The organism is Psychrobacter immobilis (assembly GCF_904846185.1).
Lineage (GTDB): Bacteria > Pseudomonadota > Gammaproteobacteria > Pseudomonadales > Moraxellaceae > Psychrobacter > Psychrobacter immobilis_B.
Genome location: NZ_CAJGZQ010000019.1, coordinates 42,646 through 57,058, shown reverse-complemented (window position 1 = coordinate 57,058; position 14,413 = coordinate 42,646). Strand labels below are relative to the sequence as shown.

The following is a 14,413-nucleotide window of genomic DNA, read 5'->3' as shown; positions in this document are numbered from 1 at the left end:
ACTGGTAATGACAAAAAGGAATGCCACCACAACTATTATTCGTTTGCTGCCGGAATGATGTTTTGTTGAAATGAGTCTAACTCAAGGAAGAGATAGAGATTCATCATGGATAAGCTTTATAACGTGACCGATGCCTTTACGATGGTGCATACGCTCACGCTCGTCAAAGGCAAAAATGCCAGAGTTTGGGACAACAATGACCGCAGCTATATCGATTTTGTCGGTGGAATTGGTGTTTTAAACTTTGGTCATTGCCACCCTCACATCGTTGACGCCATCATTAATCAAGCCCAGTCGCTGATTCACTATGCCTACAATGCGGCAGCGCATCAGCCGTACCAAACCTTTATGCCGCGATTGTGTGAGCTTGTACCTATTAGCGGCGAGCTGGCAGGGATGCTCACCAACTGCGGTGCAGAAGCGACTGAAAACGCCATAAAAATAGCACGCATAAAAACGGGTCGCACAGGCGTCATTGCCTTTGATGGTGGCTTTCATGGGCGCACACTGGCTGCCGTCAATCTCAATGGTAAGGTCGCGCCTTATAAGCGCGGGCTTGGTGCATTAGGGAGCGGCGTTTATCATATTCCTTTTCCCAGTCCTGATAACAACGTCAGCGACGAGCAAGCGATTGACGCGCTCCAGCGTTTATTTATGGTAGAAACCGATATCGACAATATCGGTGCCATCATCGTCGAACCTGTACAAGGGGAAGGCGGTTTTCAATTGATGTCGCCCACCTTTGCGCAGTATCTACGTAAGTTTTGTGATGAGCATGGCATGTTACTTATCATGGACGAAATCCAATCCGGTTATGGTCGTACGGGTACGCCGTTTGCTTTTACCCATTTAGGGATTGAGCCTGACCTTATTTTACTTGGCAAGAGTATTGCGGGCGGCTTGCCCTTAGGCGCAGTTATAGGCAAGGCTAGTGTGGTCAATGGTCTAACTAAAGGCAGTTTGGGCGGCACTTATTCGGGCAATCCAGTTGCTTGCGCCGCTGCCAATGCCACGCTTGATATCATGCAAGCCAATGACGTTTGGCAGTCAGCCAAGCATTATGCAGAAACAATTCAGACGACCATCAGCCAATGGCAGAAAGAAGGTATCTCGCCTTGGTTATTTGGTCTTACCGGTATCGGCGCGATGCGCGGTATCGAGCTGCGCCATCCTGAGCATGATGTGCATCCAAGTGTGATGGCGCAAGTATTAACCAAAGCCCGCGAGCGTGGTCTATTGCTCATGCCAAGTGGGCAACATCGCCATATTATTCGCTTATTACCGCCACTTACCATAGAGCCTGACACCCTAAAAGAAGGGTTGGATATTCTAAAGGAGGTACTCATCGCGCTTCCTGATGGATTGCCTGCCGCTTAATGCTTAGGAATGCTTAGGAATGCTTAGGAATGCTTAGGAATGCTTAGGAATGCTTAGGAATGCTTAGGAATGCTTAGGAATGCTTAGGAATGCTTAGGATAGATAGCGCATCGTCATAAGCAAATGCTCGAAATCAAATACTTATTATTAAGCTAAAGATTTATTAACTCTATTACAAGGATGTTTATTTGTGAAAAATAGTAGCGTCAGTCCAGATAAGGATTTTATCTGCAGCGATGATATCCGTCATCATTTTTCTATGGCGATGTCAGCCATGTATCAGAACGAGGTGCCGCTATACGGTGACTTGGTTGATTTGGTCAGTGATGTCAATGCAGAGGTGTTGACCTCACATCCCGATGTCAAATCACAACTGCTACATACGGGCGAGATTGAGCGTCTGAGCATGGAGCGCCACGGGGCGATTCGACTGGGTACCGCAGCAGAGCTGAGCATGATGCGCCGTCTCTTTGCGGTGATGGGTATGTACCCTGTTGGCTACTACGATTTAGCGCCTGCTGGTGTGCCAGTCCACTCAACTGCTTTTCGTGCTCTTGACTCGCATTCATTGCATAAAAGTCCCTTTCGCGTCTTTACCTCGTTATTGCGTTTAGATTTGATTGCCGATGAAACTTTACAACAAGAAGCCACGGCCACACTGGCGCAGCGTCAGATATTCACTACTGGCGTTATTGAGCTTATCGAGATTTTTGAGGCGCAAGGTGGCTTGACCACTGAGCAAGCACAGCAGTTTGTCCAAGAAGCGCTAGAGACATTTCGTTGGCATGATAAAACGCCGGTGGCAAAAGCGCTCTATCAGCGTCTACTAGATCAGCATCCACTTGTCGCTGATGTGGTCGGCTTTAAAGGTCCGCATATCAATCATTTAACGCCTCGAACCTTGGATATTGATGCTGTACAACAAGGCATGCAAGCCCGTGGCATACCTTCAAAAGCCATTATCGAAGGGCCACCGCGTAGAGCGTGTCCTATATTATTAAGGCAAACCAGTTTTAAGGCGCTACAAGAAGCGGTTAGCTTTAAAGTTGCTAATAACTTAGACGCTAGCCATGAAGAGTATGAGCAAGGGTATCATACCGCGCGCTTTGGAGAGATTGAGCAACGCGGTGTGGCATTAACGCAAAAGGGTCGCGCGCTTTATGATGAATTATTGGCTGCAGCTCGCCGCCAGCTTGGCGCTACCCCAAATGAGGATAATGCGGCTCAGTACAATCAAATTTTAGCCGAAGTATTTACCGCTTTTCCTGATAATTATCAAACTCTACACGATGAAGGGCTGGCGTATTTTTATTACCAGTTGACGGATAGCACCCTAGATTCTGAAGATGGTCAAGCATTATTGGCCGCTACCTTAACCAATGATGATTTGAATAAAGTGCCTAATGCTAAGCTGAGCGCTCTGATTAATGATGAGGTGCTTCGCATTGAACCTATCGTTTATGAGGATTTTTTGCCCGTCAGTGCCGCCGGTATCTTTCAATCAAACCTACAACAGGCGCAGCCAAGCCAATATGACGGTTACTCAAGCCAACAAAATTTTGAGCGTGATTTGGGAGCAGCTATTCACGATGAGATGGCATTGTATGAAGCGATGCAAGCTCAAAGTCTTGAGCAGTGCCTTTCTAGTGTCAGTATTTAGTACAAATTATGCTAGAAATGTCTAGCGTATAGCCGACTTATTAGCACGTCATTCCAAAAAGGAATGACTGCAAGAAATTTATTATTTTGCAACTTAGTAGGTAGCAGGGTAATTTTATAAGTCAGTCAAGGACGTAGTAAACCATTATACCAATATGCAAGGGATTGATTATGATTAAGCAATATATGTCTGCAATGGGCGTAGAAGAAGCACACTATCAAAATGGCGATTTTGAAGTCACCACCCCAATTGATGGCTCAGTCATCGGTAAAGTCACGTTAGATACAGTGGCCGACGTCGATACTAAAATCCAAAATGCCAAACAAGCCTTCCAAGAATGGCGTGTCGTTCCTGCCCCTAAACGTGGTGAGCTGATTCGTCTATTGGGTGAAGTCCTGCGTGAGCATAAAGAAGATTTAGGTATCTTAGTATCGCTAGAAGCCGGAAAAATTAAAGAAGAAGGCCTTGGCGAAGTTCAAGAAATGATTGATATCTGTGACTTCGCCGTGGGCGTATCGCGTCAGCTTTATGGTCTAACCATCGCCTCAGAACGCCCAGGTCACCACATGCGTGAGACATGGCATCCACTTGGTGTCATCGGCGTCATCTCGGCCTTTAACTTTCCAGTCGCCGTTTGGTCTTGGAACACGGCACTGGCCATCGTCTGTGGCAACCCTGTCATTTGGAAACCTTCAGAAAAAACCCCACTTGTCGCCTTAGCTTGCCAAGCTTTATTTGAAAAAGCCTTGGCAAAATTTGGTGAAGCACCAGCACATTTATCGCAAATCATATTGGGTGAAACCGATATTGGTAATGCTTTGGTTGAAAATAAAGACATCGCCTTGGTCAGTGCCACCGGTAGTACGCGCATGGGCCGAGAAGTAGGACCGAAAGTGGCTGAGCGTTTTGGTAAATGTTTGCTTGAGCTTGGTGGTAATAACGCCATGATTTTGGCACCAACGGCGGACTTGGATTTGGCGCTACGTGGCATTCTATTCTCTGCAGTGGGAACGGCAGGTCAGCGCTGCACAACCTTACGCCGTCTGTTCGTTCATGAGTCGGTCAAAAACGATATCTTACCGCGCGTTAAGTCTGCTTACGAGACGGTGAGCATCGGTCATCCGCTTGAAGGCAATTTGGTCGGTCCACTGATTGATGAAGACAGCTTTAATAACATGCAAGCGGCGTTAGAAAAGGCTCGCAATACTGGCGGTAAAGTCACGGGCGGCGAACGTGTACTAATGGATAAATTCCCCGATGCTTATTATGTGACCCCTGCGATTGTTGAGCTTGATGAGCAAAATGACGTGGCACGTAGTGAGACGTTTGCACCGATTTTATATGTCATGCCTTATAAAGAATTTGACGATGCGCTAGCGATGCAAAACGATGTGCCACAAGGGCTGTCATCTTGTATCTTTACCAATGACTTACGTGAAGCTGAAACTTTCCTCAGCGACCGTGGTAGTGATTGCGGTATCGCCAACGTCAACATCGGCACCAGTGGCGCTGAGATTGGCGGCGCATTTGGCGGCGAAAAAGAAACCGGCGGTGGTCGTGAATCAGGTTCGGACGCATGGAAAGCCTATATGCGTCGTCAAACCAATACAGTCAACTACTCAACCGAGCTACCACTCGCGCAAGGCATCAACTTTGGCTAATAGTAGTTTGATTTGACGTGATGTGATGCTTGTTAAGTAGGCTCAGCGCTTATTTAGCAAGCCAATTATTAGCTATTTTGGTCGCCAATTATTAAGTATTTATTGTTTTAGTATGAAAGCCTGCGGAAGTGATGAGTAACTATTCACGGTTTCAAAAACAGGCTTTTTTACTCCCTTTGCCGTAACCTTTTTCGCACTTTTTTCAGCATTATCAGCAGCCATGGATTGGTTGTTTCCACTACTGTTATATCTATGACAGCAGTATCCACTACTAAGGAAGGTAGGTATCTTATGATGGATGATAAACCTTATGACGAAGCTAAAGATGGCTACGGTCCGTCTTCTAGTTTTTTATTAGATATTGCACCTCTGGTGTTGACTGCCATTATTCTGATGGTGCAGTTTTTCGTATTCAAAGATTTTACCCCTCACATTCCCTTAGCTTGCGGTATTTTAATCACTGGCTTGTTTATGAAGCTGCGTGGCCGTGACTGGGATGGCATGGAACAACGCTTTTTAAAAGTTGTCAAAATTGGTCTACCGGCCATGATTATCTTGATGGGCGTTGGTATGCTTATCGGCGCTTGGATTATCGCTGGTACCGTTCCTACGATTTTATACTACGGTTTTAGCGTTTTCTCTCCTTCATCATTCCTAGTTTCTGTCTGTATCATCTGTGCCATTATTTCTGTCGCAACCGGTACCTCGTGGGGCACGGTTGGTACGGTCGGTCTTGCCATGATGGGTATTGGGCTAGGCTTGGGCATCCCGCCGTCACTAACGGGCGGTGCTATTGTTTCTGGCGCTTTTTTCGGTGACAAAATGTCTCCATTATCTGACACCACCAACTTAACCCCAGCCGCTGCTGGTGTTGACCTTTGGGAACATATCCGCGGTATGCTGCCAACGACGGTACCTGCCATGGTAACTGCATTGATTATCTACGCTTGGATCGGTATGAGCTACGGCGCAGAAAATGTCGATTTAACCTCAATTAAAGAAATTCAAACTTCGCTAGCGGCCAATTATAACCTCAGTATTATTACGTTATTACCGGCTGTTGTCGTTGTCATTGCAGCGGTGATGAAAATGCCTGCCATTCCAACGGTATTGTCTGGTGTGGTGGTCGCAGGATTGGTCGCCTTCTTTATGCAAGGCGTGGGTGTGCATGACATTTTTACGGTCTTACAAAATGGCTTTGTCAGTGAAACCGGCTTTGCTGTCGTGGATCAACTGCTGTCTAAAGGCGGCATTATGTCGATGACGTGGGTCGTGACTTTGACCATCTTTGCTTTAGCATTCGTTGGCTCAATTGAGCATTACGGTACGCTCAAAGCCATCATGGCAAAAATTAATAGAATGGTGAAATCGAGATTTGGTTTAGTAATGACCACTTATGCCAGCACGCTTGGTGTCGGTACGCTCATCGGTGACGTCTATACCACACTGGTGTTGCCAGGTCGTTTATTAAAAGACAAATATCAAGAAATGGGCTACAAGCGTACCATGCTCACACGCTCTATTGAAGATACCGGAACCCTGTTATCTCCCCTTATTCCTTGGAACATGGGTGGTAGTTTCGTCGCGGCAACATTAGGTATTGCGACACTCACTTATGCACCATTCGCCTTTGCCTGTTGGTTATCACCGCTATTTGGTTTGTTATGGGTGTTCTTAGACAAATTTATCCCCCGTGAAGAACCTATTGTTAATAACGACACAAACACGCTCTCCACTGTAGATAATGCGTAATTTAGAAGGAATATGAGATGTTGCAAGAGCAATGTTTGTGGAATATGACCGCACCTATTATTGATACCTACAGCCAGATGAATAGCGATACTGAAGCGACTATCTGTATCATAGGTGGCGGTTATACAGGGTTATCGGCGGCGATTCATTTGGCAGAAAAAGGCGTCAAAGTTATCCTCTTAGAGAGTCATACGATAGGCAGTGGTGGCTCTGGTAAAAGCGTAGGGCTCGTCAATGCAGGTACTTGGGCGCGCCCTGATGATTTGAATATTGCGCTAGGTGAAGCGGCAGGTGAGCGTCTAACTGAAGCCCTCGGACAAGCGCCAAGCTTAGTATTCGACTTAATCAAACGTTATAATATCGACGCCCAAGCCACTCAAGCCGGTAATATCCACATGGCACATAACGCTAAAGGTGAAGTCGATGTCGATATTAGATACGAGCAGTTGAGTCGTCGCGGTGCGAATGTTGAAGTGCTAACTGGTAGCAAATGCCATGAATATTGCGGTACCAAAAGTATCAATAAAGCACTACTCGATCATCGGGCTGGTACGATAAATCCACTGGCTTATGTCAGAGGACTCGCAAAAGTCGCTACCAGTCTTGGTGTGACTATCTACGAGCATTCCGCCGTAGAAGCACTAGAAAAAGTAGACGGTCATTGGTATGCAAGGACTTCTAAAGCGCGCGTGAAATCTGAGCGCGTCATTATTGCGACTAACGCCTATACCGAAGGCGAGTGGACAGAAATTACAAAGACCTTTTATTTGGTTTATTACTATCAGATTGCATCCGAGCCGCTTAGCGGCGAGGCGGCAGATCGAATTTTGCCATACAAAACAGGGGCATGGGATACACGCTTGGCCTTGTCTAGCTTTCGCCGTGATGACGACGATCGCCTATTATTGGGAACGGTGGGTGGTACACAGCTTAAACCAAAATCCTTTTATCAATCATGGGCCAATGCGGTGCAAAAGAGCTATTATCCAGATTTGCCAGCATTCAAGTGGCAGTATGAGTGGACTGGTAGTTTTGGCTTTACGCAAGATCATATTTTTCGAGTCATGGAGCCCGACGAGGGCTTGCTGACCGCAACGGCTTATAATGGTCGCGGCATTACGACAGGCACGCTAATGGGTAAGTGCTTTGCAGATTATATAATGACCGGTAATAGAGGCAGTATTCCCTTGCCATTTAAGACCTTAGAAGAGGCAAAAGTCTCTTTTGGCGGGATGAAGTCTGGCTTTACTGAGTTGGGACTGACTTTATATCATGCAGGACAATGTCTAAAAATAATTAGATAGCTTTGCTGAGTCATCGTCTGATTTTTTCTACCGTTTTTAAATATAAAGGTATTCAGACTTTGACGGCAACAGAGAGGCCGTAACAATCGTGTGATTACCAAAGCGTATTAATATCAGTATTTATTTTCTATTATCTGATATGCTATCATCTTTAAGTCATTATCGTGGGTTTAACAGTTTTGTCATTGCCAGCCATTATCGTTATAAATGGTGGCGTACAAACCTTGCAACTTCCAGCACGATATAAAATAATTCTGGTAAAGCGCATGAGCCTGTACTCCGACATCCTCATTTGTGCCTGATTTTATTTGCCTATTTGGGCGTATTTCACCCTTTTTCGTCGGAGTTACAGGAGTCTAAGGTGTTCAATATCATGAGCCACATTGCTAACCAATCCAAATATACCCGTCATTACCACCCACGTCATCTTCTCGCCCAGTATGCGATCAATCAGATAGCGACGCTTGAGCTGCGTTCGCAAGATATTGTCAAAGCCATGGGCTATCCTTTGAAACACACTATGCCTGCTTGTGAGCGCCTGCGTCACGTATTATCAAACAAATACCTTGGGCTTGATGGCAGCTATATGGATAAATATTTTACCGCTGATGAATTTTTAGCCACGCTATTTTCTGTGCTGGATATCCCTCATACGCCGTTTGCAGAAGACATTGCCCAGATCAAAGATGCTGCTGTGCACGCTCAGCATGATAATAAAAATTCATCCTATGGTAGTGTGAGCAATGGCTATCAACAGATGAGTGAACAAGATTATGAAATGGTTGATAGAGTAGAAGAATATAAGCTAAAAAAATCTAAGGAATGTTGATTTTTAAGCATTAGTTTTTAAGCATTAAGTAAAGCCTCACTACAAAGTGAGGCTTTTTTCGTTGTGATCTTTAATGATGAAATTGAAAATTGGCTGGTATGAATATTTCATAATATCGTACAAGTGATTGTATATCAAACTGATTATATGTCAGGCTTTGATATGGCTCGCCATAAAATCACGAATAACGCATCAAACTCTGCATTAATGGGTGTATCGGTCTGACGAATAATGTGCATCAAGCCAAGGCGACTAATGAATCCCATAAACACATCAAAAAGTATATAAAGGGGCACGGTGTCATTCAGTACGCCACGTTTTTGACCATCTTCCAACACATTCAAAAATGCCCCAATCAGCTCTTTATTTTCATAAATCGCAATGTTACGTATACGCGATGCCGATACCGAAGACAGCACCATAACCGCATCGGGATGTGAATCTACAAAGTCAAAACAAACCCATAATGTCTTGCGTAGCCTATCTTGCACGCTATCAATGCCTTGCAAATGATCCATGATGCGCGCTGCCAACCTGCCTAATACAATATCCATGATGGTATAAAACAGTGTTTGCTTATCACCAAAATATTTATACAGCGTCTGTAGTGAGACATTGGCAGACTTTGCAATTTGTGCCATGGTCACCTCATTAGAGTCAAAACCTGCAAACACTTTACGAACGGCTTTTTCAATTTTTTCTAAAGTAGCAGGGCGCATATCGGATAAGGGTGCCAAAGCTCGGGCTGTATTCATACTAGATATCTGACTCGTAGATTGCATGCTTGATGATTCCTGTGCGGTGAGAATTTTTATACTGTGCTACAGCGTCTTATTTATCGGCTTGATAAGCTAGAGTTGAAATAGGTAATATAAATTACTATTGTTTGTTAATAGGTTGCGCATTGTCTTTTACTGTCCTAGTATAAGTCTTGCATGATATTAAATATAAAGAATACTAAGATTGTATATAACGGTAATTAAAATTACCATAAGTAATATGTTTACACTCAATAGTATTTTATATTAGGGCGTGTCCTCGTTTGAATTGAGGACACGCCCTAGCCATTATCAACTTCCCATCGTCAAGGACAGACAATATGAGTATTGAAAAATTCACCCCGAACTGGATGACCGAAGAGCACCAGATGGTGCATGACAGCGCGCTTAAAATGTTTCAATCGTGGGAGCCAAAGGACGAGCAGTGGCGTAAAAACGGCATGATTGACCGCGCTGCGTGGGAAGAGGCTGGCGCGATGGGATTCTTATGTGCATCGATACCAGAAGAATATGGCGGCGGCGGCGGTGACTTTGGTCATGAAGCGGCGCTTCTTTATGCGCAAGCTGAGGCTAATCAATCCGGATTCGGCGGCATGGTGCATTCAGGTATTGTCGCGCCTTATATCTTGAGTCATGGTACGGAAGCGCAGAAAAAAGAATGGCTACCTAAGATGGCGACGGGTGAGTATGTGGCTGCGATTGCTATGACCGAACCGGGTACAGGCTCAGACTTGCAGAACATCAAAACCTATGCGGTAAAAGATGGCGATGATTACGTTATCAATGGCTCAAAAACCTTTATTACCAATGGTCAGCATGCCAACCTGATTTTGCTCGCCTGCAAAACCGATCGTGAAAAAGGGGCGCAAGGTGTTTCGCTTATCGTGGTAGAAACGGACAAAGTAGAAGGGTTTGAGCGTGGTCGTAATCTCGATAAGATTGGTCTGACCTCACAAGATACTTCGGAGTTATTTTTCAGCAATGTACGTGTGCCGCAAAAGAATTTGCTTGGCACAGTAGAGGGCATGGGTTTTATTCAAATGATGCAAGAGCTGCCACGTGAGCGTCTAATTATTGCTTTAACGGGCGTTGGTGCGATGAAGCTCGCGATTAATTTGACCCTAGAGTATGTCAAAGGTCGGGAAGCCTTTGGTAAACCTATTTGGAAGTTTCAAAATACGCGCTTTAAAATGGCAGAATGCTACGCTGATTATCTCGCTGCCAGCACGATGTGTGATGCCGCTGTCGATGCCATGTTAGAAGGCAAGTTGACAGTACCGCAGGCGTCTTTGATTAAATACTGGGTGACGCAAAAGCAGTGTGATGTGATCGACGAATGCGTACAGCTGTTTGGCGGTTATGGCTACATGACAGAATACCCGATTGCTCGTTTGTACGCTGATGCGCGAGTACAAAAAATCTACGGCGGCACCAATGAAATCATGAAAGAGCTGGCGTCACGCTTTATGTAAGCGGCTGATTTGCTTTTTGGTTCTACTTCTTGATTCTAAGACATAGATTATATTGCCATCATCCATCATGGTTATTTATTCAAAAAAGATAAAAAGGGATTTTTATGACTGAGACTGCTTACATTTATGATGCTATCCGTACCCCGCGTGGTAAAGGCAAAAAGGATGGATCTTTGTATCAGGCGTCACCAATTTGGCTTGCCCGTAACTTGTTAAAGGAAATTCAACAGCGTCATCATTTGGATACCAGTTTGGTTGATGATGTGGTGCTTGGTTGCGTGACGCCCGTTGGCGAGCAAGGTTCTGATATTGCCCGTATAGCCGTCATTGATGCAGGATGGGCGCAAAGTGTCGCGGGTGTCACTTTATCTCGGTTCTGTGCCTCAGGTCTAGAGTCTATCAATCTGGCCGCTGCCAAAATCATGTCAGGTATGGAGGACATGGTGGTTGCAGGCGGCGTAGAATCGATGAGCCGCGTACCGATGGGATCTGATGGCGGTGCATGGTATATGGATCCACGGGTTAATGAAGCGACGCATTTTGTCCCGCAAGGCGTTGGCGCGGATACCATAGCGACGCTAAAAGGCTTTAGTCGCACCGATGTCGACGAGTTTGCTACCGAGTCGCATCGCCGCGCTGCGTATGCTTGGGAGCAGGGCTATTATGACAAATCGGTCGTTCCCGTCACCGATATCAATGGCATGACATTATTGGATAAAGACGAAACCATTCGTCCTAACACCAATGTCGAAACCTTAGCTGGTCTCAATCCCTCCTTTATTATGCCGGGCAAGATGGGCTTTGATAGCGTTATCTTGGACAGATATACCACCATTGAAAAAGTGAATCACGTACATCATGCGGGCAATTCATCAGGCATCGTCGATGGTGCCGCAATTTGCTTAGTGGGTAGTGCTGCTGCTGGTCAAAAAGCAGGTCTAAAACCACGCGCCAAAATCACCATGGCCTCAGTCATTGGCTCAGAACCTGCCATTATGCTGACAGGGCCAACGCCTGCCTGCCAAAAAGCGCTCAAAAAAGCGGGCATGCAAGCTTCAGATATAGATCTATGGGAAATCAATGAAGCCTTTGCTGCCGTTCCGTTAAATACTGCCGATGACTTCGGACTCTCTCTTGATATCGTCAACGTCAATGGCGGCGCTATTGCTATGGGTCATCCACTTGGCGCCACGGGCGCGATGCTCATGACGACTGTGCTTGACGAGTTAGAACGTCGCGATCTAAAAACCGCGATGATTACGCTGTGTGTGGGCGGCGGTATGGGCATCGCCACTATCATTGAGCGCGTGTAGTGCTGATAGTGCTAATAGATTTTAGTGATTGTCATTAGTTTCTAGTGACTGATATCGACATAGAATAATATAAAAAGGACTTGAAATGAGCATAAACAGCGTAGACGCCATCAATGCATTGAACCACTTTTCTGCCGAATCTGATAATGGCATTATCACCGTTACGATTGACCAAAGCAGTCGCAAAATGAATGTCATCGGCGACGGTTTCACCGATAATTTTGCAGTGATGACTGACAGCTTTATTAACGATGCGTCTGCCAAAGGTTTGATTTTAACCTCTGGCAAAGAGACCTTTGTCGTCGGTGCCGATATTGACCAATTGGCTGATATTGAAACTGCTGAACAAGCCTTTGAGCTGGTCGAAGAGCTGAAAGCTAGCTTACGCAAGCTAGAAACCTCAGGTAAACCTGTCGTCGCTGCTATGACTGGAACGGCACTTGGCGGTGGTTTGGAGTTGGCATTGGCCTGTCATTATCGTATCGCGATTGATTCGCCTAAGACTAAATTGGGTTTACCTGAAGTCAAATTGGGCTTGCTGCCGGGCGGCGGAGGTACTCAGCGTTTACCGCGATTGGTTGGTATTCAATCAGCTTTAGAGCTGATGACCCAAGGTAAAGAGCTGCGTCCAACTGCTGCTAAAGACATGGGTCTAATTAATGCCGTTGCCACTGACAAAGCAGATATGCTCAAGCAGGCGAAAGACTGGATTAACGCCAATCCCAGTGCCCAGCAGCCATGGGATAGAAAGGGCTTTAAAATTCCCGGCGGTGATAGTAAGCATCCTAGTATTGTGCCGATATTTTCTATCGCGCCTGCCATGGCCAACCAAAAGTCACACGGCAATTATCCAGCCATTACTCACATCATGTCTTGCGTTTTCGAGGGCTGCTTAGTGGATATCGATACGGGACTTGAGCTTGAGTCGCGTTACTTCGCCGCTTGTGTGCTGTCTGCTGAATCTAGAAATATGATTAATACGCTATGGACTCAGCTGAATAGTATTAAAAAAGGTCAATCTCGTCCTGATGGTTTTGAGCGCTATAAAACCAAAAAAGTTGGTATTTTAGGTGCAGGCATGATGGGTGCGGGCATTGCTTATGTCACCGCAAAGGCGGGGATCGACGTTGTACTCCTCGACACTGAAATGGCAGGCGCTGAAAAAGGCAAATCATATTCTGCCACCATTTTGGACAAAGCCATTAGCCGTAAACGCTCCACTGAAGAGAAAAAGCAAGCGTTACTCAATCGCATCAAGCCAACAGTGTTTTATGAGGATTTGGCAGAATGTGATCTGATTATCGAAGCGGTGTTTGAAAATCGTGAGATTAAAGCCAAGTGTACTCAGCAATCTGAGGCAGTGATTCCTAACACAGCTGTCTATGCATCTAATACGTCGACACTTCCCATCACTGGATTGGCAAAAGCCAGCACCCGACCCAATCAATTTATCGGGCTGCATTTCTTCTCACCAGTCGATAAGATGCCGTTGGTTGAGATTATCATGGGCGAGCAAACGGATGACGCCACTTTAGCAAAAGCCTTTGATTATGTGCTACAAATCGGTAAAACACCTATCGTCGTTAATGACAGTCGTGGCTTTTATACGTCACGAGTATTTGGCACTTATGTGTCAGAAGGGGTTGCGATGTTAGGCGAGGGCGTCCATCCGCGCAGCATCGAAGTTGCTGGCATGAAAACTGGCATGCCCATGCCGCCACTGGCATTGCAAGATGAGGTGTCATTAAGTTTGGCGTTGCACGTGAGCGAACAGCAGCAGCTAGATATGGAGGCTGAAGGTAAACCCATTGCTGTGCGTCCTTCATACGAGATACTCAAAACGCTAGTCAAAGAACACAATCGCGAAGGTAAAAAAAATGGCAAGGGCTTTTATGAGTATACCGATAAGGGCGACAAATACTTGTGGCCTGAGCTGATGAATTTATACCCAGCAAAAGCAGAGCAGCCATCACAGCAAGATTTAATCGATCGTTTGATGTTTATCCAAGCCAACGAATCTGCTAAATGTTATCAAGAAAACGTCGTGTGCTCTGTCGCTGATACCAATATCGGCTCTATTTTTGGTTGGGGCTTTGCGCCACATCAAGGCGGTACGCTACAGTTTATCAATGCGATGGGGTTAGAGGCGTTCATCACCCGTAGCCGTGAACTCGCGGCTCAATGCGGTGAGCGTTTTGAACCAGCACAAATTCTGCTAGACATGGCAGATAAAGGTGAGGTGTTTGCTGATGACTGAGCTGATGGT

The 14,413-nt window shown here is 45.7% G+C and carries 11 protein-coding genes; 9 read left to right on the top strand and 2 right to left on the bottom strand.

Features of this window, described 5'->3' with window-relative positions; genetic code table 11:
• The first annotated feature begins 105 nt into the window (after positions 1–105).
• The 3 genes from JMW94_RS10945 (at position 106) to JMW94_RS10935 (ending at position 4,698) form a co-directional block, all read left to right on the top strand.
• Positions 106–1,377: an aspartate aminotransferase family protein gene (locus JMW94_RS10945; RefSeq protein ID WP_201604427.1), complete on the top strand. Its 1,272-nt coding sequence runs from the start codon at positions 106–108 to the stop codon at positions 1,375–1,377.
• A gap of 259 nt (positions 1,378–1,636) precedes the next feature.
• Positions 1,637–3,037 carry a VOC family protein gene (locus JMW94_RS10940; protein ID WP_413786196.1) on the top strand — a complete coding sequence of 467 codons (1,401 nt, stop codon included), beginning with the start codon at positions 1,637–1,639 and terminating at the stop codon, positions 3,035–3,037.
• Positions 3,038–3,207: 170 nt separating this feature from the next.
• Positions 3,208–4,698, top strand: a complete 1,491-nt coding sequence (locus JMW94_RS10935) for an aldehyde dehydrogenase family protein (RefSeq protein WP_201604425.1) — start codon at positions 3,208–3,210, stop codon at positions 4,696–4,698.
• A gap of 99 nt (positions 4,699–4,797) precedes the next feature.
• Here the strand turns inward: JMW94_RS10935 and JMW94_RS15025 are convergent, their stop codons facing one another.
• Positions 4,798–4,920, bottom strand: a complete 123-nt coding sequence (locus tag JMW94_RS15025) for a hypothetical protein (protein WP_265088320.1) — start codon at positions 4,918–4,920, stop codon at positions 4,798–4,800.
• A gap of 69 nt (positions 4,921–4,989) precedes the next feature.
• Here JMW94_RS15025 and nhaC point away from each other — a divergent pair, with 69 nt between their 5' ends.
• The 3 genes from nhaC (at position 4,990) to JMW94_RS10920 (ending at position 8,583) form a co-directional block, all read left to right on the top strand.
• Positions 4,990–6,450, top strand: a complete 1,461-nt coding sequence (gene nhaC / locus JMW94_RS10930; protein ID WP_201604424.1) for a Na+/H+ antiporter NhaC — start codon at positions 4,990–4,992, stop codon at positions 6,448–6,450.
• Positions 6,451–6,467: 17 nt separating this feature from the next.
• A complete protein-coding gene (locus JMW94_RS10925; protein ID WP_201604423.1) occupies positions 6,468–7,754 on the top strand; it encodes an NAD(P)/FAD-dependent oxidoreductase in 1,287 nt (428 codons plus the stop codon).
• Positions 7,755–8,127: 373 nt separating this feature from the next.
• Positions 8,128–8,583 (top strand): hypothetical protein, encoded by a 456-nt coding sequence (locus tag JMW94_RS10920; RefSeq protein WP_201604422.1) that lies wholly within the window; start codon positions 8,128–8,130, stop codon positions 8,581–8,583.
• Positions 8,584–8,726: 143 nt separating this feature from the next.
• Here JMW94_RS10920 and JMW94_RS10915 read toward each other — a convergent pair whose 3' ends face one another.
• A complete protein-coding gene (locus JMW94_RS10915; protein ID WP_193009127.1) occupies positions 8,727–9,365 on the bottom strand; it encodes a TetR/AcrR family transcriptional regulator in 639 nt (212 codons plus the stop codon).
• Between the two features lie 317 nt (positions 9,366–9,682).
• On the opposite strand from JMW94_RS10915, the gene JMW94_RS10910 reads away from it, so the two are divergent.
• From JMW94_RS10910 to JMW94_RS10900, 3 genes are all read left to right on the top strand, one after another.
• Positions 9,683–10,834 carry an acyl-CoA dehydrogenase family protein gene (locus tag JMW94_RS10910; RefSeq protein WP_201604421.1) on the top strand — a complete coding sequence of 384 codons (1,152 nt, stop codon included), beginning with the start codon at positions 9,683–9,685 and terminating at the stop codon, positions 10,832–10,834.
• Positions 10,835–10,938: 104 nt separating this feature from the next.
• The gene (locus JMW94_RS10905; RefSeq protein ID WP_201604420.1) at positions 10,939–12,147 is read left to right on the top strand and encodes an acetyl-CoA C-acetyltransferase; all 1,209 of its coding nucleotides are present in this window, start codon (positions 10,939–10,941) and stop codon (positions 12,145–12,147) included.
• Between the two features lie 85 nt (positions 12,148–12,232).
• On the top strand, positions 12,233–14,404 hold the full coding sequence (locus JMW94_RS10900; RefSeq protein WP_201604419.1) for a 3-hydroxyacyl-CoA dehydrogenase NAD-binding domain-containing protein: 2,172 nt from the start codon (positions 12,233–12,235) through the stop codon (positions 14,402–14,404).
• The last annotated feature ends 9 nt before the right edge of the window (positions 14,405–14,413 follow it).